The 26,812-nt window shown below is 59.8% G+C and carries 16 protein-coding genes and 1 pseudogene; 8 read left to right on the top strand and 9 right to left on the bottom strand.

The window, feature by feature from the left end:
- The 4 genes and pseudogenes from JJD66_RS24285 to JJD66_RS24300 all read right to left on the bottom strand — a co-directional run.
- Positions 1 to 679: pseudogene (locus JJD66_RS24285) on the bottom strand (hypothetical protein); the annotation flags it as partial.
- Positions 676 to 5,214, bottom strand: coding sequence for a SpvB/TcaC N-terminal domain-containing protein (locus JJD66_RS24290; RefSeq protein ID WP_234452319.1), 4,539 nt, complete (start codon positions 5,212 to 5,214; stop codon positions 676 to 678). The pseudogene JJD66_RS24285 and the gene JJD66_RS24290, both read right to left, overlap by 4 nt.
- An 8-nt stretch (positions 5,215 to 5,222) precedes the next feature.
- The gene (locus JJD66_RS24295; protein ID WP_200649228.1) at positions 5,223 to 10,034 is read right to left on the bottom strand and encodes a neuraminidase-like domain-containing protein; all 4,812 of its coding nucleotides are present in this window, start codon (positions 10,032 to 10,034) and stop codon (positions 5,223 to 5,225) included.
- A 36-nt stretch (positions 10,035 to 10,070) separates the two neighbouring features.
- On the bottom strand, positions 10,071 to 14,021 hold the full coding sequence (locus JJD66_RS24300) for a Tc toxin subunit A (RefSeq protein ID WP_200649229.1): 3,951 nt from the start codon (positions 14,019 to 14,021) through the stop codon (positions 10,071 to 10,073).
- Positions 14,022 to 14,424: 403 nt separating this feature from the next.
- Here JJD66_RS24300 and JJD66_RS24305 point away from each other — a divergent pair, with 403 nt between their 5' ends.
- Both JJD66_RS24305 and JJD66_RS24310 read left to right on the top strand, forming a co-directional pair.
- A complete protein-coding gene (locus JJD66_RS24305; RefSeq protein WP_198716629.1) occupies positions 14,425 to 14,889 on the top strand; it encodes a multidrug transporter in 465 nt (154 codons plus the stop codon).
- A gap of 14 nt (positions 14,890 to 14,903) precedes the next feature.
- On the top strand, positions 14,904 to 15,716 hold the full coding sequence (locus JJD66_RS24310; protein WP_105225817.1) for an SDR family oxidoreductase: 813 nt from the start codon (positions 14,904 to 14,906) through the stop codon (positions 15,714 to 15,716).
- On the opposite strand, the gene JJD66_RS24315 is transcribed toward JJD66_RS24310, so the two are convergent.
- Positions 15,713 to 16,570, bottom strand: coding sequence for a LysR family transcriptional regulator (locus tag JJD66_RS24315; RefSeq protein WP_200649230.1), 858 nt, complete (start codon positions 16,568 to 16,570; stop codon positions 15,713 to 15,715). The genes JJD66_RS24310 and JJD66_RS24315 overlap by 4 nt on opposite strands.
- Before the next feature lie 111 nt (positions 16,571 to 16,681).
- On the opposite strand from JJD66_RS24315, the gene JJD66_RS24320 reads away from it, so the two are divergent.
- Together JJD66_RS24320 and JJD66_RS24325 are read left to right on the top strand one after the other, a co-directional pair.
- Positions 16,682 to 17,869 carry an MFS transporter gene (locus JJD66_RS24320; protein WP_198716632.1) on the top strand — a complete coding sequence of 396 codons (1,188 nt, stop codon included), beginning with the start codon at positions 16,682 to 16,684 and terminating at the stop codon, positions 17,867 to 17,869.
- Positions 17,862 to 18,263 (top strand): DUF4440 domain-containing protein, encoded by a 402-nt coding sequence (locus JJD66_RS24325; RefSeq protein ID WP_200649231.1) that lies wholly within the window; start codon positions 17,862 to 17,864, stop codon positions 18,261 to 18,263. The genes JJD66_RS24320 and JJD66_RS24325 overlap by 8 nt, the downstream gene beginning before the upstream one ends.
- A 40-nt stretch (positions 18,264 to 18,303) precedes the next feature.
- On the opposite strand, the gene JJD66_RS24330 is transcribed toward JJD66_RS24325, so the two are convergent.
- The 4 genes from JJD66_RS24330 to JJD66_RS24345 are packed head-to-tail and all read right to left on the bottom strand — an operon-like array spanning position 18,304 to position 23,064.
- Positions 18,304 to 19,164 (bottom strand): efflux RND transporter periplasmic adaptor subunit, encoded by an 861-nt coding sequence (locus JJD66_RS24330; protein WP_200649232.1) that lies wholly within the window; start codon positions 19,162 to 19,164, stop codon positions 18,304 to 18,306.
- A gap of 10 nt (positions 19,165 to 19,174) precedes the next feature.
- Positions 19,175 to 19,375, bottom strand: a complete 201-nt coding sequence (locus tag JJD66_RS24335; protein ID WP_005784982.1) for a DUF1656 domain-containing protein — start codon at positions 19,373 to 19,375, stop codon at positions 19,175 to 19,177.
- A complete protein-coding gene (locus JJD66_RS24340; RefSeq protein WP_200649233.1) occupies positions 19,365 to 21,542 on the bottom strand; it encodes an FUSC family protein in 2,178 nt (725 codons plus the stop codon). Before JJD66_RS24340 ends, JJD66_RS24335 begins: the two co-directional genes overlap by 11 nt.
- 10 nt (positions 21,543 to 21,552) lie before the next feature.
- On the bottom strand, positions 21,553 to 23,064 hold the full coding sequence (locus JJD66_RS24345; RefSeq protein WP_200649234.1) for an efflux transporter outer membrane subunit: 1,512 nt from the start codon (positions 23,062 to 23,064) through the stop codon (positions 21,553 to 21,555).
- A gap of 181 nt (positions 23,065 to 23,245) precedes the next feature.
- Between JJD66_RS24345 and JJD66_RS24350 the strand changes: the two genes are divergently transcribed.
- The 4 genes from JJD66_RS24350 to JJD66_RS24365 all read left to right on the top strand — a co-directional run bounded on the left by JJD66_RS24350 (position 23,246) and on the right by JJD66_RS24365 (position 26,801).
- Positions 23,246 to 24,205, top strand: a complete 960-nt coding sequence (locus tag JJD66_RS24350) for a LysR family transcriptional regulator (protein ID WP_034126355.1) — start codon at positions 23,246 to 23,248, stop codon at positions 24,203 to 24,205.
- A gap of 355 nt (positions 24,206 to 24,560) precedes the next feature.
- Positions 24,561 to 25,463, top strand: coding sequence for a chemotaxis protein CheV (locus JJD66_RS24355; RefSeq protein ID WP_014716988.1), 903 nt, complete (start codon positions 24,561 to 24,563; stop codon positions 25,461 to 25,463).
- A gap of 3 nt (positions 25,464 to 25,466) precedes the next feature.
- Positions 25,467 to 25,949 (top strand): GNAT family N-acetyltransferase, encoded by a 483-nt coding sequence (locus JJD66_RS24360; protein ID WP_200649235.1) that lies wholly within the window; start codon positions 25,467 to 25,469, stop codon positions 25,947 to 25,949.
- A gap of 108 nt (positions 25,950 to 26,057) precedes the next feature.
- Positions 26,058 to 26,801, top strand: coding sequence for a YkgJ family cysteine cluster protein (locus JJD66_RS24365; protein WP_197900828.1), 744 nt, complete (start codon positions 26,058 to 26,060; stop codon positions 26,799 to 26,801).
- Positions 26,802 to 26,812: the final 11 nt, after the last annotated feature.

Consider the following 26,812-nt stretch of genomic DNA (forward strand, 5'->3'; position numbering starts at 1 on the left):
GCTGCCGATTGCCCCGCGCATCGGTTTGCTCCAGCACATCGCCCAACGGGTTGAGCAGCAAAGCGCTGCGAGCACCGGCTGCTTGTTCAAGCAAATCATCTCTCTCATCAAGGGGCAGTGGCCAATCGGGCATATCCAGGCTTTGCAGAAAGTGTTGATGCTGTTCCAGCACCGCGCCGGTCAAGCCGAACTCATTGAAATGCTGCGTTCCAGCCGGGGTGTCGTGGCGGATCAACTGGCCGCATTGGTTGTGCGCGGCATAGTGCGGCGACGCATCGGCGTAGTGATGACGTTCGACGCACGCAGCTTGCTCGAACACCGCCACAGGCCTTAGCAAACTATCGTATTCAACCTGTCGCTCATTACCGCGAGCGTCCCACGCTTGCACCTGTTCAGCCGCCTGCGTGAACAGGCTGACACGCCATCCTGCATCAACGCTGTGGGAGCCCAGTACCTTGCTGCCGAGCGAGTAAACCTGCGTCAGGTTGGCCCGTTCCACCAAACGCGGGTCCCACTCGGCCACGACTCGGCCCGCACCGTCGAAGCCACTACGACTGCTCCTTGCCTGCGCCTGCTCCCGCCCACTCTCACGCCAATAGCGCACCGTGCGCACCGTCAGCCCGCGAGGGTCGCTCACACTCAGGCCTGGGGTCTGCCGGTGCAGCGCAAGGGCGGTCATTGCAATGTCTTCCCCCGGGCCTCTTTCATCGCCATCACCTCTTCATAGGTGTCGTTTTCATCCTCGTAAATGCTGTACCAAGGCCAGTAGGTATGACGCCGCAGGTAGTCCTCCTTGGCGAGGACGGTACGAGTAGGACGGCCCAACGGGTCATAGAATTGTCGGTCGCTGTAACCGTGTTGCCTGAAGCTGACATCGTTGATGTAGCGATGATGATCGGCAAAATAGGGCCTGTAGATGCGCACAATCAGCCCCTTGTTGTTGTACTCGACCCGCTCGCTGACCCGCCAGCGCTCAACATCCTGTACCGTCACCGGCCGACAATTGCCGTCAAGCGCCAACGAGCCATCTTCCTGTACATGGTAGGCATAACCGCGCTCGACCTTTTGCTTGCTCTGCAAGGCGCGACCGAAACCGTCCCAACAGCTCAAGGCGACGCGGATTTGTTTTTCCGGATCGAGCGGGTAGCGATCAGCCTGCAAGGTAACGGCGTGAACAGGCTCGCGGCGCACCTGAGGGATCAAGCTCAACAGGCGTTGTCGCGCTGGCGTCAATGCATCGGATGGCGAGAGCAAACGGGCCGACACACGAATATGCCCGCTGGGTAGCAGGTCGCCCTGCGCTACGCATTCGTCCAGCCATTGGCGATCCTGCAGGTCGGCGTCAGGCACTCGGCCCATCCAACTGAACGGGTCGGCAAAGTGCGCAGTGGCGGCATCCTGCAACGCCGCGGCCGGTGCATCAATGATTTGGCCAGGTGTGCCGCCGAGTGGAGGACGGTAGTCATCGAGCGACGCAAAGCCCACGGGTTGACCACGTTCGGTGCCGAAAAAACTGGTGGCGATCACCTGGCCGAATGCCCCGTAAAGCACCTCCTGAGTGTTTTGATTGGGGTCGATAATGCGCGCCGGTTGCAGCAAGCGATAGTCAATCGAATCCACACGCGTCTCACAGCCGTCAGGTAGGCGTACCCGAGTATTCAGGCAGCCATAGGGGTCGTAACTCAGATGGGTCACACCATGACTGCGGGTTTGCTGCACGGTGATGACGTTATAGAAACCCGCGAGGCCGGCGTAGGTATTGAAACCGCGCTTGACCGACCACAATGGCGCTTGCGCCCCGTCGATGGACGGCAGAACCAGGCGCATTTTGTGGTACCCGACCTCCAGGAGTTTTTGCTCCAGGTCAAACGGCATTTCACCCTCGTCATTGCGCAGCAAGTCGTACGCCTTGAGCGCTGCCTCATCCAGCTCGGCAATTTCCAGCTCATCGGCCAAGGCCAGGAACATGGCCTCTCCATCCGGTAACGGGTGAACCCCGGACAAGTCCCGGTAGCGCTGCACCGACTGCCCCACCAGTGTTCGCTGAGCTTGGGGATTCAAGGGGTTTGCGGCGGTTTGCGCGATAAAGGCTTCATAGCTGATCGCGTCGGGTTGCAAGCCGTTGGGACCAGGGCCCTTACCCAGCACCAGCGCGTTGTCACGTTGCTGAAAAGGCAGGGCCAGGCGCCAGCCCTGTGGGTGTGTCAGGTGAATAAACCGCGCCAGGCTTTCACTCAGGTAGTAAACCTGCTGCGCCGAATCATGGGCATCACACCACCAGCGTTTCTGCGGTGTGATTTCATTCGGGTCCACCTGGCAGGCCGGATCATCCTGGGCCGTCAGGCGCCGGGCATAACTGACCCTGACGCCATGGGTCAGGCTGCCAAAGGCATCCCAGCGCAGGTTGATCCCGTGCTGGCACTGCGGGTCATCGACCTGTTGCTCGTACTGGTAGGCGATCGACTCCAACGATAACGCCAGCATCACCTTGTAAGGTGCGAATTGACCGCCTACTGGCCGATCCAGCACGCGTACCAGGTAGCGGTTTTGCTCGACGCTATAGGGGACGTCACCTGCGTTGCGCCCTCCATAGGTTTCCACACGCAATACCTGGCCTGCCAGTGCTTGGAGCATGCCAGGCAACTCATCGGCCTGGGGTACGACAAGTTCATCGACACCGTCGGCTTCGTGATAATGGCTAAGCAAGGTTGCTCCCAAGGGGTGAGCAGCCCGATCACCGTTGAAATACTCATCGCACGCTGGGTCGATCACCTGTCCGACATGAAACCAGGTCTTGCGCAATACCGGCTCACTGAAACCCGACTCCGGTGATGCCTCGGCAGCAGCGTCGGTATCAGTCGCCAGGAGCAGGGCAAAACCTCGGAACGTTCGTACCTGTCCGTCGTAAAAGCCTTTTCGATATTCGAACCGTTGCGTCAGCCGATTACCCGTGATTTCGTCACATTGAACCTGCTCACTCACCACCGGCACGGGGAAAGGTAAACGACACACGGCCGGTTGATTGCTCGCGAGCAATTGCTGCTTTTCATCCAGCCACTCCTGGGCCGAACTGCGATATTTCACGCTCGCGGCGGCGCCCTGGTTGTTATTGGTTGCACATAACAAATAGGGTTTGGCTGCGACAAAGTCATATCGCCAATGCATGGGCGACATATGCGGCACCGTCAACACCAGACTGGAGCAGCCCAGCCCTTGCAGGTCAGCGGTACTCACCTGGCAAAATCTGTCATAGCGAACGTCTTTGGGCCAAGGAAGCTCGACGGCGTCGTCAAAGCCGTTGCCACAACGGTTCATGAACACCAGCGCGCACTCGGCTTTCAAGTAGATCAGGTCTGCGGCACCGGAGCCGTCCAGATCCGCGAGCAAGACCCGCGATGCATCGAACTCGTCATAAGCAAAACCCAGCGTGCTGAACCTGAACCCTTTACCAAAGCGGCCTCGCCCCAGGTTGGGCCAGCATTCAAGCCGGTCGTGGCGGATGCGGATCAGATGCTGCTGGCCGCTGCCGAGCACGTCACTGAAGGCGACCAACTCGGTGGCGGCGTTACTGATCAACGGCAGATCATCCTCGCCTTCCTTGCGCTTAACCTGGGTGGCGGGGGCAAACCCCGCTTGCCGCTGGTTGGCATACAAACGTACGCTGCGCGGGCCGATCATCGCCAAGTCAGACAAGCCGCCCCCCATCAGATTGGCCAATTGCCCCTGAGGATGGAAAAACTCGTGAGGGAAGGCATCCACGGTCGCGAAGCTCGACCAACTGCGGTCCGGGTTGCAGGTAAAAAAACCACACAGCCCAGGCTGGGCTACGACCCATTCAAGGCAGCCATCACCAGTGAGGTCGCTTAAAAACTGTCGGGGTGCCTGCAGGCGGTCGGCTATCGGAATCTCTGGCAACTCATGCCAATCGTCATAGGCCACTTCGTCGGGGTGGCTCGCCGCCTCGGCCCGCATAGGTGCGCGGTAGTAACAGGCTTTATCGTCAGAATACAAAATGCCCGGAAAACCTTCGCCGTACAGGTCGACAAATTTATAACGCTGACCGTCGTCAAGACCCGGCATTGTTTCAAATGGCTGATAGCGCCGTGGATCCGGTGCGAGCTCGAACGCGTTATAGATGAACTGCAACGGTGGCCGACTCTGTACCTTCCCCGCCCGGTCAATGGCTTGTTCATGGGCAGCATGCAGCAGGCTATAACCCAGTGGCGATGGCCGATATTCAAGCAGTAGTCGGCGCACCAGCACGGGCGCCGGCCCCATGTCTGGCTCATCGGGAAAGTAGTGGAACATCAGCACCTGCCGACACAGTTGCCGCGTCCTGAGCTCAAAACCATAGGCATAGCTGGAGAACGGATCGCTGCGTCCAGGCCATGCCTGGGTGGCCTCATAAGGAGGAGCGGTCATGAGGGCAGTAGGACGCTCACCATGGTCGAACACCAGATGAAAATGCCATAGCACACCTTGCCCAGCCTCAACGCGCCACGCATACAGCTGGTCATCGGCGAGCGCATTGCCGTAAAGCACCTTGCTCAAGTAACGCTGGGCACCTGCGTGATCGTCGGCCTGATAATGGTAGACAATGTGCTCGCCACGCGGGTTGAGGCTTTCTTCGAGCAGCCACTCCCCCACACGCGCATCGACATCCGGGTCGGCACGTCGTGAAGCAGCGGTTTTGCCGTACAGGTGCAGATTGCCGTACGCGCTGTGAATCAGCCAGAACCCCCCCGGGTCGTCGGTATCGGACCAATGCTCGATCAGTGCAAATGCGCCTTCGGTGCGAGGCCAGTAGCGTACAACGGTGTAAGGCCCCACCGACAAGCCGTTATAGGCCGTCTCGACCCTTGAAACCTCTGTACCCGTCCTCGGGTTGCGCTCCGGCATCCAGGGTTCCCCATCCGGCCCCAGGATCACGTCTTCATCGGTATACGCCGGCACCCCTGTGGACGTTCGTCGAGTGATCGCATTGGGCGTCTTGCCCCAGCCTATTCCGAACGAGCTGTTGCCGTTGGTGCTGCTGTAACCCAGCGTCAGGTCCGGGGCAAAACCCCGCCCGGGGGAGATTGGCAAGGGCAACTCGAACGATGCACTACCGCTGATACCGACCGGTCCCAGGCCATTGCCGATACTCTGGATGGCGCCACCGCCCTTGGGCAGGGACGGCGCGGCGATTTGCAGCGACTCGTCATGGTTCACCATGCTTCCTCCTAGCCAGCCTTGGCCGTGTAATGCAGCTTCAGGATGATGTCGGTCAGCGATTCGAACAGACGGTTTCGCGCCGCAACGTCAGTAGAGGTGAATTCCAACGCCCAGCCTGAAATAGCGCCCGTACCCTCAAAGGGCAAATAACGCTCATCATCGAAACTGAAAGTGAACAGCCCATCGTCATCCACCCCGCCAGACAAAACGATTTGCTGGCTGGCCCGCAGGTTTTCCTTGAGGGTGTCGCCTATCTGCACGGCACTGTAGGTTTGGGTCAAGGTGGCGTGAATGTCTTCGTAGGGCCCCAGGACCACAGGCAACGACACGCTGATACGTTTGATCCGGCGCACGCTATGCCCAGGGTAATTGCTGTCGAACATGGGCTGCGTCAGCTGGAAATCGACGCGGCAGTTGTCTATCAGGCCAAGCTTGATGGTGTCCCAGTCCTGATTGATGGCGGAGGTCGGATCCTTGTCCTTGAGTTGGCGCAGGGACACCGTCTTGGTGATCTCCAACCGTCGTTCATTGCGACTCAGGTACGCCGAGTCCATTTTCAATAAGGACAACTTCAACGCCTCGCCGGCGCTCAAGCCCCGGTAGCTGTCCTTCCAGACGCCCGCCTGGATAAAGCGCGTGCTGAAGTCGGCGAGTTCAAATTGCCAACAGGCTTCAGCGGCCAGGCACAGCGCCAAGGTGGCATCGTAGGCCTGGTAATAGAAGGTCGCGAACTGGCCGTTGAGCCATTGATAGAGTTGCGCATTGCTGAAACGGGTACGCAGAAAATCATAGCTGGCCAACGCCTGATCCTGGGCGGCGCGGGCCTGATTCAATTGCAGAGTGGTGGCGCGGGCCTGAGCTTCAAGCACCTGCATTTGTGCCTCGATCTGGGCAATTTCCAGCGTGGCTTGGTCACCGGCTTGCATCCATTCCTGGTGGCGACGGCGGAAGTTTTCAGCGCGGTCCGTCGCCTCCGCAATGGTATGGAGCATCGCGGCCCTGGCTGAAGAATAGGCACTGACCATTTCGGCGACGCCCTCCAGGCGCCATCCCCCGGAGGACGCTACGGCAACGGCACCATTAGTCAAACCCGCGTGAGCCCCGCCGCCGCCGCCAGCCGAATTGGGGGGGGCCTTCAGGCCACTGCCAACGGCATTGGCCACCTGACTGATGTTGTCCAACACCCTCCCTTCCAAGTGCAGCGCTGCAGCAGCTTTTTCACCGGCATTCACCACTTCATCGGCCAACTTACGGTAGAAACCCAGGCGTCCCTGAGCCAGTGCCTTACTCGCCTCCAGCGCTTTTTTCTGCTCAAGGTCGATCTTTTGTGCCTGCTGCTGAAGGTCCACCGCAAATTGGGCGAACTCCCAAGCCTGGTGGTATTGCAGCTCCTGCAGTTGCGCCTGTTCCTTGCGCTCGATCAATGACAACAACGTATTACCAAATTGGATCAGGGTTTCCACAGCACTGCTGGCACGGTTGTGCATCACACTGTAGCGATAAGGTGGCACCTCCTGGGCCAACAACCGCGCGGCACCACCGGAGGCCGCGCCCTGACCGAACGCCGCCAGCAGATCGCGCGGGTTCAAGGGGGCAGCAAACAAGGGCAGCATCAGCGGCTTGCCGTCCAGCGTACGGTTGTTACGCAGGTTGTCCAGGCGCGCCTCGGCGGTATCCCAGTTCTGGACCAACTCACGGTTGAAGGGCAAGCGCAGGTATCTGTTATCCAGATCAAGCAGGGTAGGGTCGGGCGCGAAAGTGCGCAGGTACAGCGGCGGTTCGGCGAAGTGGTAGAGCGACTCGCCATCGTAGGCCGCGGCACTCTCTTCGCGTAGTTGGTCCTGCCGGATCAGGCGCTGTTCGAACTCGCGCAATTTTGAGTTGGTGGCGTCGCTCAGGGTTTTCAGGGGGATCGGTTGCCAATGGTCCACCACGTTGATATCAGGGCGCGGCCCCAGCAGGTCAAGCACGCGCACGTACCACAGCTTGGCCGCTACGAGGCTGTCGGGGGTCAGTTGCCGGTAGGCGGCGTCACCCCGGTCCAGCAGGTTCTTGATGTAGAACATGTAGATCGCCTTGCGATAACGCACCGGGTGGCTGCTAGCGATACCGTCCGGATCGGCGGGTTTACGCGTGGCATAGTCCATTTCCACCGGGTCATCTATCAATGGCCGTACGTTCCAATATGGCGGGCGGCCTGTATCGTCTGCTTTGCGCGAAGGGTCGAAGATAAAGCCCAGCCACTGTTCGGCGCCATCGAAGTTTTGCTCCTGGTTCAGGCGATGACTGACCATGAAGGGCAGGTGTAAAAACAACTCCCAGAAATACAAGCCGTTGGCACCGTGAAAGTCCATCTGGTTGATCGCCGCGGGTGGGTCGAGTGGGGGCTCCTCAAGGAGCTGGGTGCCCCAGGACAGCAGGTTTTCCAGCGCGCTATTGGCGCGATTGATCAACTCACGCGCAAACAGGGTATTCATGCGGATGGGTTGGCGTGGGGAGTTGCCGGCATCGTTTTGTTTGATGTCGGAGCCGGTGAAATCGATAAATTCGGCGACCCCCAGGGTTGGGTTGGCACAGGTGTTGATGCGAGGGGCAACAAGTGACGTATTGATAGCAGCGACACGTTGCAATTCGACAAAAGTAAGCCTCAATGCATGCCCGACATTCTTGTTGCCCTGGAACATCTTGATGCCATGAATCAGCGGGATTTTCTTCGAACTTGCTGGCCATTTGCCGGGCCAACTGGGCAACAGTGTTTCAATATCAATTAGCATAGAGGCTGAGAAGGTATCGGGTGGGTTTCTGACTGAAAGACCGGAGGAGAAATTAAGCCAAGCCGCACCGGGATTAGCCGCTTCAGGGTCATTTAAATTGAGCGGCCGTAAAATAACGTGCTGAAAAACAAGAGGTGTAAAACTATCACTCCTTACAATAGGCATATCAAAAATTATCACGTCCCTCATAATATCAAAGAACTCTACCGAAAAGTTTTCTCCAAGACATCGCACAACGTCCAATCTCACAAGTTTCCCTTCCAAAGATGCGGACCCACCCGCACCAATCGGCGGAAGAGTGCACCCAGAGTCCTCGAACGAATCCACCAAAAAATCCGTGTAAATAACGTTGCTACCCCCAGTGTATCTTCCATAGTTAAATATATCCGTCCCCCCTCCGGCCCACATCCCCGGCACGTCCTCCAATACGTCTATTCTCGACCCCCCAATTAGCCTACACCGCCCCAATACCGGTAGGTCAGCGGATAAAACAAAAGTGAATTTACAAGTACCCCCATTAAAGCGAAAATCTACAATGCATGTATCACCCATGCTAGTAAACGAGCCTGACAGTCCAGAGTCGAAGTACACTCTTTTAGAACCCGGGTCATACCTTACCTCTACATCCACACGCGGCGCCTTGATATTGACCTGCCCACCCTGAAAGTTCCAAGCATCCAAATTCTGATTTGGCGTAAACGTCTCAACGCTTTTCAATGCCACGCTAAATGCCGGCACTACAAACTGAAGTCGCTCCTTGTTATCCAACGCGAACATTCGTGCCACCTGTAACACATGAACTTTTTTGCCCCCTGGTGTCACCTCAATGCTTGGTACATACCCTTGCGCAGGAAATAGAGGCATTACATTAAAGTTCTTATCAATATGCGCCACTTTCAAAAAGGCGTACGCATCATTTATTCCGTCATTCGCCGCACCTGGCGTATAACCTGCATACATGGCTACCAACATCAAATCCGATGAACCGCCGCTGTCTTCCACCGCAATACTATCAAGCAAGCCCGATAGATTCTCGGTGCGCAATAACGGCGACTTACTCCAGGCTTCAATGACGGTTTGCGGCACACTCCAGCTATCGTCGAATTTTTTATAAACCATGTTCAAGCGCAACATCGGGTTACTGTGTATCTTGATTACCGGTGAGCCCGGATCAGGCGGCGTGGGGGTACCACCTGGGAGATAACCTTCTTCAACCGTCATCTGAGCAGGGTTGTTATCCACACATTCCACCCAAAATACAAACAAGCGGTTATTGAACAACACCGGCCTTATTGTACGCTCAATGGCACTGGCCGAAATCGGCAAGTCAGCCTTGTGCCAGTCCGACCACGCCCCCGGCTGCGGATAATCGAACTTTGGCCGGTTGGGATCCGTGCCGTTGAGGTTCACGTAAGTACGCTGGGACATATCCACCGAGCGCCAGTAGTACACACTCTCGGCCCGGGACTTGCCGATAAAGTAATACATGCCATTCTTGAAATCGGTGGTATTGATGTAACCATTGATAATCGTCAGGTTGGCCACTTCCTCAAAGCTCGCCAGATAAGACAGCACCGCTTCCTGAGTGGTGTCGATCTCGATCTTGTTCTGATTGAGGTCGTTTTCCAGTTGTTGGAAATATGTTGATTTGCTCAAGCGCAACGAGGGGTCGATATACAGCTCCGGGTAATAGCTCAACTGCTGGTTGGCCGCCCAGATGGGGTACTGGCAGTCGATCTCGCGCCACTGCCTTATCAGGTGCTCTTCCATCACCTTGGTTTCATAGCCCGGCTCCATGCCCATCAGCGCGGCATTGATGTATTGCTGAATACTGGCGATGGCCGAGGCCACCGGGCTGGTGGGCACGGCCTGGCTGACCTGCACATCCAGCAGCTTGTATTGGTAGAGGTCGTTGGCGGTCTTGATTTTGTCGCTCAACTGGGCGTCGACAAACTCCGCTGCGTTCGGTACCACCTCATCCAGATAGTAGGCCACCAGGGCATCGCGCAGGGTTTCGTTGAGCTGGCTATCGATTGAGCTGGACATGCTCGCTCCTTATTCATCGTAAAAACGCGCAGGCGCTCAGCGCCGGGCAGCCATGACGGCATTGCCTACCGCTTGCCAGGCCACACCCGTACTGTCGCCGTGCAGGGCTGTGGCCCTGAGCAAGTCCGCCGCAGACAGGCCGCTGGCGGCACAGGTGGCTTGGCTGCGCAGGATCCAGTCGATGTCGGCCATGGAGCAGGCGCGCTTTTGCGCCAGCAATTGGAAAAGCTCATGCACGTCGTCCTGCCTCCACCCCAACAGCCTGGCCAAAACGGAAGCGGCCTGGTCGCTGACTGCAGCGCGCAATGTTTTGTTTTTGAGCGCTGTTTTTCCGGGGTTGGCCGCGATGAAATAACCCAGCAATGCCTCCTCCGCCTGGCTTTGGCCATGAAACCACTGACTGTAGCGGCTCAGCAGGTAGAAGCTCTTGAGGTTCAACTCCAGATTTCTACCCGGAACTCCCAGCCATTGCGGATTAAGCAAAAACACACGCAAGGCACTGGTGCTCAACCGCAGGTCCATCACCACTGTCCCATGACGCAATACACGCTCGAGTTGATTGATCAATGAGTCAGTGGCGGCTGCAGTAGCTAGCCCCAACACCGCTGACAACAGGGCGTGTACCGAGGTCTGTGCCCAACGCAGTACAACTTGGGTGCGGTCCATCGGCAGGTTGATCATTTCTTGTGCCAAACCTTCGATCAGCCGCAGTTGGCGGTCATGCCCGGCCAGTAACAAGCCGACAAGCTTCGCCACGCTCTGCTCACGTTCATCAGGGAATAGGTTCAACTGCCCCACTCGATAGTTAATCGCTTCTTGCAAGTACTGATGGGGGTCTTCGAGACCTGTGAGCGGAACAGGCCTCACGAGCCCCTGCGGGTCCAGCAAATACTGCAGCACTTCGCGCCATTTGATAGGCTCTCGTGCGGCTGCGGACTTGGGTCGTTCATAAACAGGCAGATTCAGCGCCGAGATCTGCTCATCGGTAATCAATACCTCTCGCGTCGCGGCGGCCAATATGCCCAAGCGGTCCACCAAGCCTTGGGGGGGCAGGTAATCTCCAGGCTCCAGGCCCAACGCGCGGCGTACCCCGGTAACACTTTGCTTGCTGTCCTTGAGCCAATTCACGGCCCAATCCATCTGCATCAACACATCGAGAACGTCAGGCGCGGGCGCCATCGCATCCTCTTCCCAAGCCTCTACGGTCGGTAGGTGTCTTTTAGGCAGCGAGCCGCACTTTACTTGCAGGTGGTGAATTGAAGACAGTTGGCTGGTTATTACCTCCCAAGCTGTCCTTGAAAGGCGCTTGCCGCTGAGCGACAACGTCCCACCAGCGCTCAACGGTTCAAGCGTAAGCGCGCTGCCGTCAGGATTGCGCACGAAGTTTTCTTCGTCTGAATGCTGGGGCTGCCGCTCCAGGGTAAACACCCGCGTGCCAGTTGCTGATGCAAAGTCGGTCCCCGCCAGCACAAACAAGGCTGAACCTGGTAGCAGACGCAATAAGGTACCTTCATGCGCGGCATCAACCACCAGCACCAGCCTGATGCTCATATCGCTGGCGCCCTGCGCAGTCAACGACCATGGCCTGAGGGACGACAATGAGGGTTGCAGCAGGCGCCCGGTACAGAGTAATCGCTGGTACTCCAGCCCCCCCAGCATATCCACCAAGCCCCAGCCTTCCTCCGGCGACAAGCCAAACATTTGCGGAATACGCGCCTGACGGTAGAGAGAGGACAGGGTGCCAAGGTCGCGGAGTAACGGCCCAACAAAATCCTTCGTTTGGTTGGCCAAGCGAGAAAGCGATGACTCTGTAGGCTCAAGGCCGAGCGCGGCACAGAGTTGTGCGACGATTTTTTTGTTCGCAGCGTCTGTCCCACTGATATTAAAGGCGGCTCTATTGAGTTCCAACGGCGTATCGAACAGCGCAGCAGGGTTAAAGACTTGGTCAAACAGCGGCACCTTGTCACCCGTGGCGTAAGGCGTGAGATCGTGGAGGAACGCCGCAAATTCTTCGGGTTTAATGCCATAACGTCGGCTGAAATAACGATAAACACCCAGGACCCGCAGGGTATTGGTGTTCAGGTCCATGGTCAGGTTGTGTTCACCCTCGCTGCGGATGGCGCAGATGAGCAGCGTGTCCAGTTCGGCATAGGACATGTCCATACCCAGGTCTTTCTTCAGCCAGCGCTGCAGACGAATCATGCGTTGCAAGCGGTCAAACCGTTGAGGGGACGTTTTAGTCAGGTACCAGACCGTGCGGCTACCGAGCGTGGTTTCCTTGAGGCCCATGGAATTGTCGAACTGGTCCGCACGCGTCGAGACAACGGTAGCAGGCACAACACTGTCATAACGCTCACTGCCATGGCCGTTGACATAACACGCGCCATAGTGGGAGGCGTGCGGGTATGCCTTGCCGACTCCCGCGCCCCCCGTCCATTGTGGGTTGCCGCTGGGGCAATTGGGAGACACGCGGGGGAAATGCTGACGCTGGGATAAAAGCGCCTCGACCTGCTCGGCATCCAGCTCCGAACGTTGCATGAACGTCTCGAGCTGCACCAGTGGGTTGTCAAGGTGGCCAATACCTTGGAGACCGTAACTGCGCTGAAAAAACTCCTGCTGCTCGGCCGTCCATGTCACGTACTCATCCAGGACAATGGTGAAGCTGAGTACCGCCAGTGAAACTGGCCTAGCGGTAGTGCCCGTGGTGGTGGTGACAGTAAATGAGGCTCGATAGCCCGGTTCGATCGGAAACGGTTCTTCTCCCCCCCAGCGGATAACTGTGCAGATTGTTGAGGTATTCGCGGGGTGAAGATAATTAGGCGTCCATATATTAGCCGTGTTCGCATATAACGGCGTCCCAGAATTAATCCAGAAAAGACCCTCTCGTTTAGCATCGTCAGACCCCGAGAATTCAATCGTTGCCGTGCTCGTCAAATTCCCTTGGTTGACTAAGGTTTCTGCCTGAGGCACAACAGACTTCAGGCTTGACTGTGGGGATATCAGTAAAGCAATCCTGATAGCCGAATGCGGACTCAGATGAGAAGTCCCCGGCCCTCCCCAGGCCGCCGTCAGCTCAGCCTTCGATAGATAAAACGTGGTGAACATTGAAGGTTCGATCAACAGTTGCTGTTGCTGTGGGCTTAACCCCGACATCAACAGTTGCGCTTGCGCTGCAGTGTTCTGCACCGCGCCATAATCGTTCAAGCCCCGTTGGCTGATGGGCAACTGCAAGCTGATACGGTAGTTCAACTCCCCCAACTCAAGCTTCTTTTCGGCCAGCCCTAATCGGCATTGGTGGTGAGGGTAGTAATACGGAAACATGAACGGATAGCGCCGCTCGGCCAGCACGTCGTAAATCGGCTTGTTGGCATCCGGCTTTCCTGTCCGGTACCGGACGATGTCGGCCATGAGTATCTCATTGACCAACTCCAGCATCGGTCTAGGGGTAAAGGTGCTTTGCTGGTCAATGATCAACCCCTCCAGATCGGGCCGCCGAGTCCTCAACAGAATCTTGGGCCGATCACCCTGGCCGGAGCCTTCCAGGGTGCGCGTAGCGAAACGATATTGAGCGCTGAGGTAGGCCACCGGCGAATCGACCGCCGCCATCGCGCCGACTTTGCAGAACTCATCCCAGTTTTCCTTGAACAGGTTCGGGAAACTCGGCCCGACATCGACCAGCGCACGCACACCGGTCTGCTGGCCCTGGTACTGGGTTCTGCCGTTGGATACCTGGTGTTCACGGTACAGCCGACCGATCTGCACCGCATAGCACATGGCATTGTCATAGGCCACCTCGCCATCCGCCTCGCAGATCTCACCCAGGCGTTGGACGAAGTGGGGCTTGGGTTGGGCGATGATGTCGAACACTGACGTCATGCCCATTTGCTGCATCGCGGTGATGAAGCTGACTTTTTCCAGGCCCACTTGCCGTTCGGGCTCGTTGACCAACGTAAGAAGCAGACGGTCAGTTCTCGAGTCGTTGTCCATGCCCACGCATTCCCTCAGGTAGAGATACACCGCTACGTCCAACAAACTGAGTGGTTCTAAAAAATAAAGAACCTGTGAACTCTGACAGTAACGACGAACGGTACCTGGGGACGGCCGAACACCAGAGCTACCTGAATTGGACGAGTCTGCAGTTGGCGGAAACTGGCTTGGCTTTGGTGGAAGCTTGCATTGATGGCTTGCAGGCCGATGCTTGTGCTCAGTAAGTCAGTCATCGCGGGCGAGCCCACTCCCATAGTTTGACCGGGTACATCCTTGGAATAGGGTCAACCTGTGGGAGCTGGCTTGCCTGCGATGGCGTGCGCCCGGCCAGCACAATGCTCAAGCTAACCAATCCCGCCTACGCTTAAGTTAGGATGCCCGTTCCCTATTCGAGGTGGTCTCCATGTTTTTCGGCGTTCTCCTGATCATCACCTGGCTGATCCTGCTGCTGCGCTACCCGGCCAAGGCGCTGCCGGTATCGTTGGCCGCTGCCGTCGGCCTGGGGTTTGTCGCGGTTTGGGTGGTATGGCTGGACAATCGCGAAGCGTCACAACTGGCGCGTCTTGAGCTGCGCATCATCTACGCGCCGCAAGACTGCCCCGCCGACCGCCCGCTCAAACTGACCCTCAACAACGGCAACGATGTACCGCTCACCGAACTGCGCTGGCGCGTGGCCGCCTACGCACCGGGCGATACGGTCAACCTGGCCGACAACGTCTACGCCGCCCCACGCTATCGCGGCCCCGGCGAGTTGCAGGCGGGCGCCACCTGGGATGACTGCCTGCCCACCCCGCCGCTGCGCCCCGGCTATCGCCCACAAACCCTGGAATTTCGCGCCGAGCACCTGCAAGGCAGTTTCTCGGACTGACAAAGGATGGACCCATGCCCAACGTACTGATCACCGGTTGCTCCAGCGGCATCGGCCGCGCCCTCGCCGACGCGTTCAAAGCCGCAGGCTTCGAGGTATGGGCCAGCGCCCGCCAACCCGATGACGTCGCCGCCCTCGCGGTCGCAGGCTTCAATGCTGTGCAGTTGGACGTCAATGACAGCGCCGCTTTACAACTTCTGGCCGAGCAATTGAGCGAGCTGGATGTACTGGTCAACAACGCCGGCTACGGCGCCATGGGCCCGTTGCTCGACGGCGGTACCGAGGCGATGCAACGCCAATTCGAAACCAATGTGTTTTCCATCGTCGGCGTGACCCAGGCGCTGTTTCCTGCCTTGCGTCGCAGCAGGGGCCTGGTGGTGAATATCGGCAGTGTTTCCGGCGTACTGGTGACGCCGTTCGCCGGCGCCTACTGCGCATCCAAAGCCGCCGTACATGCCTTGAGCGACGCCCTGCGCATGGAGCTGGCACCGTTTGGCGTGCGGGTGATGGAAGTGCAGCCCGGTGCGATCAATACAAGCTTTGCGAAGAATGCCGGCGCCCAGGCCGAGTTACTGATCCAGGAACAGTCGCCATGGTGGCCATTGCGCGACGGCATTCGTGCGCGCAGCCAAGCGTCCCAGGACAAGCCAACCCCGGCCAGTGAGTTTGCTGCAGACGTGCTCAAGGCGGTGCAGCAAGCGCAACCGCCGCGCCTGTTGCGTTCGGGTAACGGCAGCCGCGCGTTGCCGTTGATGGCGGCACTGTTGCCCAAGGGGTTGCTGGAGAAGGTGCTGAAGAAGCGCTTTGGCTTGGGCGGTAGACTCTAAGGCTTCATGAAATCAATAAACGCCCGCACCTTCAGCGGCAAATGCCGCGTGTCCGGATACATCGCGTAAACCCCTTGCGGGGCAAAGCGGTGGTCCGCCAATAGGCGCACCAAGCGTCCCGCGTCGACATCCCCCTGCACCAACCATTGCGGTAAAACCGCCACACCGTGGCCCCGCACCGCAAACGCCTGGAGGACCGCCGCGCTGTCGGCCACCAAGGCTGACGGGCCGGCTCGATAAGGGTGTTCGAGACCTGCCGGGTCGGTGATGCTCAGTTCGCTCAAGCGGCCGTGGCCCAGCCTGGGCAACTGCTCCAACTCAGCCAGGGTTTGAACTGCGGCAAACTGCGGCGCCGCGACGGCGAACACTTCGAACGTGGACAACTGCACGGCGCGGTGATTGGAGTCCAGCAAGCGCCCCAGCCGAATCGCCACGTCAAAACGTTCGGAGATCAGATCGGCGTGGGTGGAGGATGTGGATAAGTGGATATTCAGGTCCGGGTGCAGGCGTCGAAAGGCTTCTACCGCCGGAGCAACTACAGCCAGGGCATATTCGACAGTGGTGGTGATACGCAGGGTGCCTTTGAGCTGGGCATGTTCACTGCGGGCTTCTTCTACCGCCAGGCGGGCCTCTTCAAGCATGCGCGTGCAGCGCAGGTAGAAGCGCTCACCCGCGTCGGTCAGTGCCAGTTGGCGGGTGTTGCGGGTCAGCAGGGTGACGCCGAGTTCCGCTTCCAGGCGCTTGAGGTTGAAGCTGACCACGGCGCGAGTCTGGCCGAGCAGGTCCGCGGCAGCGGTGAGCGAGCCGGCCTCGACCACGGCCTTGAAGGTGTCAAAACGGTCCAGGCTGACCATGGTGGACGCCCTCCTTTGTCAAAATATTTTTGACAAACTAGCAGGCAAATCGACGTATCCCAAACCCTGCGTGCGCCCTAACCTGCCGGCTTCACTCGCAGGATCGCGTTCATGACCTACCGCTCGAAAGTCGCCTGGATCTTTTTATTGGGTTTTGCCCTGGACCTGGTGAACATGTTTGTCGCCACCGTCGCCTACCCGGATATCGCCCGCGAACTGCAAGCCTCGGTCACCCAGTTGGCGTGGATCAGCAATGCCTACATGCTCGGGCTGACAGTGATCATTCCCTTGAGTGTGTGGTTGGCGGCGCTCATGGGCGAGCGCACCCTGATCGCTACCAGCCTGCTGCTGTTTGCCGGCGCATCGGTGATGGTCGGCCAGGCTGGCTCCATCGAAGCGTTGATAGCTTGGCGCGCCTTGCAGGGGCTCGGCGGCGGCTTACTGATTCCGGTGGGGCAAGCCATGGCTTACCGACACTTTCCGGCGGTCGAGCGCAGCCAATTGACAGCGCGGGTGATGTCGGTGGCGTTGCTGGTGCCAGCGCTGTCCCCGGCGTTGGGCGGGGTGATTGTCGACAGCCTGTCCTGGCGTTGGATTTTCTACGCCAACCTGCCCCTGGCGCTAGTGACCCTGCTGCTGGCGCTGCTGTGGATAAAACCCGATGTGCCTTTAACCGAGCGCCCGCCCCTGGACCTGGGCAGTGTGTTCAAACAAGCCGCCAGCCCGATGCTGCGCGTGGCAATGCTGGTTTACCTGTGTATTCCGGGGGTATTTATCGGCACCAGCCTGATCGCCATCCTCTACGTGCGTGGCCTGGAGTATGACGCCACCCAGACCGGCGCGCTCATGCTGCCGTGGGCACTGGCCTCGGCCGTGGCGATCTACCTGAGCAAGCGACTCTTCAATCGCTTTGGCCCCAAACCCTTGTTACTGGCCGGCATGGCGCTGCAATGCGGCGGTATCCTGCTGCTCAACGAGCCGACGCTGATTATTGCGGCCTACGTCTTGATGGGCCTGGGCGGCAGCTTGTGCAGCAGCACCGCACAAACCCTGGCCTTTCTGGATATTCCCGCCGAGCGCATGGGCCACGCCAGCGCGTTGTGGAACATGAACCGGCAAGTGAGTTTCTGCGTGGGCGCCGCCGTGCTCAGTGCAGTACTGTCGGCCTTGGATTCCTTCGCGATTACCTTCACGATGGCGGCAGCTCTGACCCTGTTGCCGCTTTTCGCAGTGTTGCGCCTGGATGCTTCCAGGATACGCACGCTGCTTCACCCTTGCAGCGAGCCCAAGCATGATTGACTACAGCGATTTTTTTGAAGAAGTGATCCAGACCCACGTCGAGATCGAACAATGGTTTGCCGGCGTTGCGCCTGAGGGCACGCTGGAAAACCTGCTGGCGCGCTTCTCACCCGAGTTCAGCATGGTGGCGCCCGCCACCGGTACGCGGGTCAACACGGCCGGGGTCAATGCGCTGTTCACGCGCCTGGGCGGGATGCGTCCGGGACTGAAAATCACCCTGAGTGAAATGACCGGCATCGACCGCCATGCACGCGGCGCGACGGTCACGTATCGCGAGCATCAGATTGACGACAGTGGCACCCAGACCGACCGCCGCGCCACCGTGGTGTTCGAGAAACAGGCCAGTGGCGCGCTGCTGTGGCGGCACTTGCATGAAACCTTTATCAAAGTCTGACACGGTCAATTGTGGGGACAGGCAAACCAGCTCCCACAGCTTAGTGCTGTGTTGGGTTGACGATCACGGTGCAGGTAATCCCGGCCGCCAACAACACGCCCTCCGGCACTTCATCAATGTGAATCCGCACCGGCACACGCTGGGCCAAGCGCACCCAGTTGAAGGTCGGGTTCACATCGGCGATCAGTTCACGGCTCTCGGGGTTGTCGCGGTCGTAGATGCCGCGCGAGATGCTTTCCACATGGCCCTTCAAGGTCTCGCCGCTCATCAATTGCATATCGGCTTTGTCGCCCACCTTCACGTGGGGCAGTTTGGTTTCTTCGAAGAAGCCATAGACCCAGAACGAGTTCATATCCACCACGGCCATTTTCGCTTCGCCGATACGCGCATAGTCGCCACGGTGCACGTTGAGGTTGGTGACATAACCGTCCACCGCCGCCAGCACTCGCGTGCGTTTCAAGTTGAGTTCGGCGGCCTCCAGTTGCGCCAGGGCGTGCTGATAATCGGCCAGGGCCGAGTCGGCGATGTTGCTGGCGTCGTCGCGGTTTTCCCTGGAGATCACCAGGGCGTCGAGGTCGGCGCGGCGGTGCGCGTTGACCTTGCGCATTTCCCAGGTGGCCTTGCGTGAAGCGACCAGCGATTGCGCTTGCTTGACGGCAATGCGGTAGTGCTCGGGGTCGATCTGCATCAGCAGGTCGCCTTTTTTCACCAACTGGTTATCGCGTACCGGCACGTCCACCACTTCGCCGGTGACGTCAGCCGCCACATTGATAATGTCGGCGCGTACCCGACCATCGCGGGTCCACGGCGTTTGCATGTAGTGCACCCACAACGTGCGGCCAATCCAGATCGCCAACGCCAGAACCAGCAAGGTGGCGAGCAGGCTGAAAAACTTTTTCATCGGGGCATTCTCAACGGTAGACGCTCAGCGCCAGGGCGCCGAACAGGCAAGCGAACAGGCTCAGGCGCAGCAGCGCCGGGTGCCAGAAGAAACGGTACAGGTCGAACCCGGCCAGGAAGCGATCAATCGCCCAGGCCAGCCCGGCTGCGATCAAGAACATCAGGGTCATGGTCGGCATATAGATGCCGTGGAATGCAATTTCACGAGGCATTCGGGGCTCCTTTGAGGGCGGCCAGAGGCGATTGCGGGTCGAGCAACGAGGTGCGAATAAAGTGCAGGTAGCTCTTCACACGGCGCAGGGCCGAGGTGTCGAAGTGCGGGGCGAAGGGTTCGTCGGTGGCCTGCACGCGGCTGATCGCATGGTCGACGGCAATCAACCCGCGCTCCAGGTTACTGGCGCTGGGTTGCAGGAACAGCCGCACCAGCGAGCGCCCCATCACGCGGATCGCCTGGCGCCACGGCTGCGACTCGGCATACGCCGGGTGCACCGGCAAAATTGCCTGTTCCTTGCGCAGCTCGATGATCGCGTGGCCGACCTCCAGCACCACGAACATCCAGCGCAGCAAATCGCGCTGCACCTGCGGCTCGCCGGCCGCGAGGCCATACGCCTGGTGCAGCAGGTCGCGGGTGCGGCTTTCAAAGCTCGACGCCAGGCCCTTGAGCTTGCCGCTGATGGCATACACCACTTGCTCACGCAGGTCTTGCTCCAGGCGGCGCCACAACCAGCGGCTGTTGGGCGGCAGGATGATCGCGCCCGCCGCCGCGCACACCAGCATACCGATGACCATGGCGATGTAGTCGTTGATAAAGGTGTAGGGGTTGTAGACCGTGAGGTTATCCGGCACCGAGCCGGTGCTGAAGAAGATCAACAGGCCCACACCCACACCGGCGTATTGCGGGCGTGAAGACAGAAAGGCCCCGAAGATGATCACCGGCGCGAGCATCACGCACAGCAGCGGGAAACCGTCGATCCATGGGAACACGAAGAACATTTCGACAAAGCCGACCAAGGCGCCGATCAAGGTGCCGCAGGCCATCTGGAACGCCATGCGCTTGGGGTTGGGCGTGGCAGCAGACAAGCCCACGGTGGCCGCCGCGATCAGGGTCATGGTGGCGCCGCTGGGCCAGGCCGTGGCCACCCAGTAACTGCCCAGCACAACCAGGATAAACGAGGCGCGCACACCGGCAGCGGCACAGGCCAACCAGTTGGTCTTTGGCGTGTAGGCTTCGTGCCAATCCTCCCGCGCATGGCGATGCTCGGCCAGGGACGCGTGGGTTTGCGCGTAGTTGTGCAGGTCGTCGACGAAGCGGTACAGCAGCTCGTAGGCCGTGTGGAAATCCAACTGCTCGGCGTCCGTCGGGTTGCCCTCCTGGAAGCTCGCCCGCAGGCTGCGCACCTTGGCGGGCAGGCCGTCCTTGTAGGCGCTCAGTTGGTCGACCAGGCGCGCGGCATCGGGGCTGGTGAGGGCGCGGCCAGAAAAGCTGTCGAGCACTTCGGCCAGGTCTTGCAGGCCGGGTTTGATCGCTGCCACCACATGGTCGGCCTCATCGGCGCGCAAGCGTTTGAGCAATTGGTGCAAGGCGTTGAAGCGTGTGGTGATGCTCATGAATTCGCTGTTGAGGCGACTGAGCCGCCCGTTGCGCCGACGCATGTGCGGGTCCTCGAACACGGTGACGCTACGCAAGCCTTCCAGGCCCACGGCTTCGGCAATAAAGCGCACGTTGCTGGCCTCGAAGCCTTCGCGCTGGCTGCGCCCGCGCAGGCCGTCAGTCACGAACAGCGCGAACACACCGAAGCGCTGGTACAGCGCGTTGCGCATGGCGGCGCTGGAGGTCTGCGGCAGGATGGCGGCGCTGACCAGTGTCGAACACAGTATCCCCAGGGAAATTTCCAACACCCGCCACACCGCCGCCATGAAGGCGCCGTCCGGGTGGGCCAGGGCCGGCAGGCCGACCATCGCCGCGGTGTAGCCGGCGAGCACGAACCCATAGGCGCGAAAGTTACGATTGCGCGTGGCACCGGCGGTGCAAATGCCGACCCAGATCGCCAGCGCACCCAGGAACAGTTCGGTGTTCTGCGCAAACAAGGCGATCAACAGCACCATCACCGCCGAGCCTGCCAAGGTCCCCAGGAAACGGTAGAAACTTTTGGCGAACACCTGGCCGCTCTGGGGCTGCATCACGATAAATACGGTGATCATCGCCGTGCGCGGTTGCGGCAGTTCCAGGCGCATGGCCAGCCACAGCGTCAGGAACGCAGCGACCAGCACTTTGAAGATATACACCCAGGTCACGCCATCACTGCGTGCCCAGTCGAAGAAACCACGGCGCCACTCAAGGGAATGCAGCCAGCGCAGCGGTGCAGGCAAGGGAGTCATCAAGGCCTACTCAGTGATCAAACACGGCGAGCGCCGCCGGAGTCTTGCTTGGGAGTGTCTTGGTAGCCGAGGGCACATCGTCGCCAGCACCGAGGCCGCCGCCCAAGGCGGTCACCAGCTCGGCATGGGCGCTCAGGCGTGCCGCCTGCACCTGTTGTTCGATCTGCTGCTGGCGAAACAACAAGGTTTGGGCGTTGAGCACGTTGAGATAGTCAGTGAGGCCACGTTGATAGGCGACCATGGCGATGTCGTAGGTTTTCTGCGCCGAGGCCACCGACTGCGCGGCGAAGGCCGACTGTTTGTCCATGGACTCGCGGCGGATCAACTGGTCGCTGATGCCCTTGAGCGCATTGACCAGGGTCTGGTTGTACTGGGCCACCGCGATGTCGTAGCCGGCACTGGCTTCACCCAATTGCGCACGCAGGCGGCCGCCGTCGAAGATCGGCAAGGTGATCGCCGGGCCGACGTTGTAGTTGAATTTCTTGCCGGCCAGGAATTCCAGCATGCCGCCCCCAGTGGCCATGTAGCCAAGGCTGCCGACCAGGTCGACGTTGGGATAGAAGCCTGCATGAGCCACATCGATACCCCGTGCCTGGGCTGCTACCTGCCAGCGGCTTGCAACCACATCCGGGCGTTGGCCGAGCAATTGCGCCGGCAGGCTGGAGGGCAATTTCAACGGCGCGGCGAGGGCCAGGGTCGGGCGCTGCAACTTCGCGCCCTCCCCCGGACCTTTGCCGGCCAACGCCGCCAGTTGGTTACGGCTCAGGGCGATTTCCTCGTCCAGGGCATCCAGTTGGCGATGGGTTTCCGGCAGCGGGGTTTCGGCCTGGCTGACGTCAAAGTGAGTACCGATCCCGGCGGCCAGCCGTTTGTTGGCCAGGTCCAGGATCTGCTGTTGCTGGGCCAGGGTAGCGGCCGCGATGTCACGGTTGGCGTACTGCAACGACAGCTGGATATAGGCGCGCACCACGTTGTTTTGCAGTTCAAGTTGGGCCAGGCGCGCTTCGGCGGCGCTCATGTGCGCCAGGTCGACGGCGCGTTCGGTTGTGTTGCTTTCCCGGCCCCAGAGGTCGAGGGCGTATCTCAGGCCCAGGGACGAATTGTTGTCCCAGGTGTTGGCGCCGCTCAATTGGCCGGGGCCGTAGAATTGATCCTTGGGCCAGTTGTGACGCTTGAGGGTGGTGTCACTGTTGATCTGCAGCGACTCGGCCGACTCGGCCACTCCGGCCAGCGCCCGCGCTTGCCGCACGCGTGCGGCGGCCATGGCCAGGCTGGGGCTGTTCTGGGTGGCGAGTTCGACCCAACGGTTGAGCTGCGGGTCGCCATAGGCCTGCCACCATTGGGCGGTGGGCCAGTGGGCGTCGCGGGCCGCGCTCTGGATCGCGGCGTCGGTGGCCAGGCTATTGGCGTTGATCGCCTGGCCCTGCGGGGCGATTCCTCCGGTTCCGATGCAACCGCTGATGACTGACGTTAAAGCCCAAACACTGAGAGTCTTCAGCTCTCTGCTGATGCGACGCGGCACGGCAAGCGAATTCCTGAGAGGGTGTTGCGGGAGAGGTGGCGCAATTCTAGGCGGCGCCATGGAGGACGATAAGCTGGCATTCCTGTGAATCTTTGTTACCGTTCAGGCGATAATCCGTTGGTAGGGATCACTGAAAGCGTAACTTTCTGTCACAATTTGCTATCTCCCTTGAGAACACTCCATGGACACTTTGCAAAACATGCGCGCCTTCAGTTGTGTGGCCGAAGCCGGCAGCTTCACCGCCGCCGCCGTGCAACTGGACACCACCACGGCCAACGTCTCGCGCGCGGTCTCCAACCTTGAGGCCCACCTGCAAACCCGCTTGCTCAACCGCACCACCCGGCGCATCGCGCTGACCGAAGCCGGCAAACGCTATTTGCTGCGCTGCGAGCAGATCCTCGCCTATGTCGAGGAGGCCGAGGCCGAAGCCAGTGACGCCCATGCGCGCCCGGCCGGGCAGTTGAAAGTGCACACCATGACCGGCATCGGCCAGCATTTCGTCATTGACGCCATTGCCCGCTACCGCCGCACCCATCCCGACGTGACCTTCGACCTGACCCTGGCCAACCGCGTGCCGGACCTGCTAGACGAGGGCTACGACGTGTCCATCGTGCTGGCCAGCGAACTGCCGGACTCAGGTTTCGTGTCCCAGCGCCTGGGCATCACCTACAGCATCGCCTGCGCCTCGCCGGACTACGTCAAGGCCAAGGGCTGCGCACAGCGGCCCCAGGACTTGCTCAACCATGCGTGCCTGCGCCTGGTCAGCCCGGTGGTCCAGCTGGACAAATGGACCTTCAACGGCCCTGAAGGCCAGGAAAGCGTGGCGATCAACAGCTCGCCCTTCCTGGTGAACTCGGCCGATGCGATGAAAACCGCGATCACCAGCGGCATGGGCGTCGGCCTGCTGCCGGTGTACGCCGCGATCGAAGGGCTACGCAACGGCACACTGGTGCGGGTGATGCCGACCTACCGTTCCCAGGAGCTGAACCTGTACGCCATCTACCCCTCGCGCCAATACCTGGATGCAAAGATCAAGACCTGGGTGGAATACCTGCGCGGTTCGTTGCCGGAAATTCTGGCGGCGCACCAGGCGGAGTTGGTGGCGTATGAGTTGAGCGGTGGTGTGCGGATGGCGAACTGATTTTGAAATGCTGCTTCCCACCCCCTATAAATTCATTGGGGGAGCTGGCTTGCCTGCGATGACGGTGGATCAGCCAACACAATAGTGGCTGACACACCGTCATCGCAGGCAAGCCAGCTCCCACATTGGATCGCGGGGCATCAGTTATATCTGTGTCGGCTGCCAGGCCGTCACGGGAGCAAGCTCCCTCGCCACAGATTTAGCGTCGTGCCGAAGTTGTGTAGATACCTATGGCTATCGCAGGCAAGTCAGCTCCCACATAAACAGTGCCCGACACAAAAATCCGGTTAAAGCCCAGGCCAGCCAAGTCGATAACTCTCTATAGATCGTCATCCCTGATCCACAGAAGGTTTTTATGTCCACCACCAAAGCCCGCGCAGACTCACTCTCGCTTCTGCTCTTTACCTTGCGCAGCGGCAAGCTGATGGCCATCAACCTGTTGAAAGTCAGTGAGATCATCCCCTGCCCGCCGTTGACCAAGCTGCCGGAGTCCCACCCGCACGTCAAAGGCATCGCCACCTTGCGCGGCGCTTCGTTGTCGGTGATCGACTTGAGCCGCGCCCTGGGTGAAATGCCCTTGCAAGACCCGGATGGCGGCTGCCTGATCGTCACCGATGTCAGCCGTTCCAAACAGGGCCTGCACGTGCAGGCGGTGAGCAAGATCGTGCATTGCCTGACCACCGATATCCGCCCGCCTCCCTACGGCTCCGGCGGCAATCGGGCGTTTATCACCGGCGTTACCCAAGTGGAAGGTGGCCTGGTGCAGGTGCTGGATATCGAGAAAGTCATCCATGGCATCGCCCCGGCACCGATTGAAGCGGCGCCGACCGACCTGACCATGGAAGAAGCCGAAGTGCTGGGCAACGCCCGCATCCTGGTGGTGGACGACAGCCAGGTGGCTTTGCAGCAATCGGTCCACACCCTGCGCAACCTCGGCCTTACCTGCCACACCGCCCGCAGCGCCAAGGAAGCCATCGACGTGTTGCTGGAGCTGCAAGGCACGGTTGAACAGATCAACGTGGTGGTGTCGGACATCGAGATGTCTGAGATGGACGGCTACGCCCTCACCCGCACCCTGCGCGAAACCCCGGATTTCAAGGATCTCTACGTGCTGTTGCACACCTCCCTGGACAGCGCGATGAACAGCGAAAAAGCACGCCTGGCTGGTGCCGACTCAGTACTCACCAAATTCTCATCCCCAGAATTGACCAAATGCCTGGTCGTCGCCGCACAAACCGTGGCGCAAAAGGGCCTGTAAGCCTTGGGCGAGTATTACCAGCTGCTGCGTCGCGACCTCACCGGCAGCCTGCCCGCCCCGCAGTGGCCAGCGGATACCCGGCTGGATCATTATCGCGATGAACTGGCCCCGGCGATCCATGCCGTGCTGCGCATGACCCAGGACCAGGGCGGTGGCCGTGTCGGCCACCTGGATGAGTGGCGCCAGCAGTTCGTCACCGATGCCGAGTACGACCCGACGCTGTGCCTGGTGGCCAGTAACCACGACGGTGTTCTCGCAGTGGCCCAATGCTGGACCAGCGCCTTTATCAAGAACCTGGCCGTACACCCCTGCGCCCAAGGCCAAGGACTGGGCCGCGCCTTGCTGCTGCACAGCTTCCAGGTATTCAAGCAGCGCGGTGAACCCTATGTGGACCTCAAGGTGCTGGAGAGCAACCTGCGCGCCCGGCAACTGTATGAAAGTGCGGGCATGCGATTTGTGATGCGCGACATCGTATCCCAGGGCTGATCCTCACTGGCGCATAACTTGCTTCCAGACCCCCTGAGCGGTAGATAGAGGTAAAAACCCGTCACCCCTCAAGCGTGCCCTCTGACCTTGCCTGGTGACAGATCCGCCATGAACACACACTTTTCCTGCGTCGGTTGCGGTAAATGCTGCAGCGACCATCATGTGCCCCTGACCCTCGAAGAAGCCCGCAGCTGGGCGGCGGACGGCGGTAACGTCATCGTTCTGGTGGAGGGCTTTCTGGGTAACGGCCTGGGCCTGCCCCTGCAACAACGGGAACATGCCGAGCGCCGCTCAGTGGTCGTGCCCAGCGGCAATACCGAGGCGTTTGTGGCAATTACCTTTGCCGCCTACAACGCCGGACGCTGCCGGAATCTTGACGAAGACAACCGCTGCCGCATCTACGAACGGCGCCCGCTGGTGTGCCGCATCTACCCGATGGAGATCAACCCGCATATCCCACTGAACCCAAGCGCCAAGGACTGCCCGCCGGAATCCTGGGAGCAAGGCCCTGCGCTGATCGTCGGTGGTGAGTTGATGGATGCGCAACTGGCCGAACTGATTCGCCGTTCACGCCAGGCCGACCGTGATGACGTGCAGACCAAAGAAGCGGTGTGCGCGTTGCTTGGCATTCGCACGACCGCACTCAAGGGCGACGGGTTTACCGCGTACCTGCCGGACATGCAGGCGTTTGCCCAGGCCATTGAGCAGGCGGTTGAACAGCCGGCAATGGCTAATGAATGGGTGTTTCATGTGTCCGGGATGGACATCGCTGAACAGGTGCTGGATGCCGGGGCGCGCATTGCCACTGAGGTGCCGGCCAATTATGCGTTTATCTCGTTGAGGGCGGCTTAGGCTACTACGGC

Source organism: Pseudomonas sp. MF6751 (assembly GCF_016613265.1).
In the GTDB taxonomy this organism is placed as follows: Bacteria; Pseudomonadota; Gammaproteobacteria; order Pseudomonadales; family Pseudomonadaceae; genus Aquipseudomonas; species Aquipseudomonas fluorescens_BV.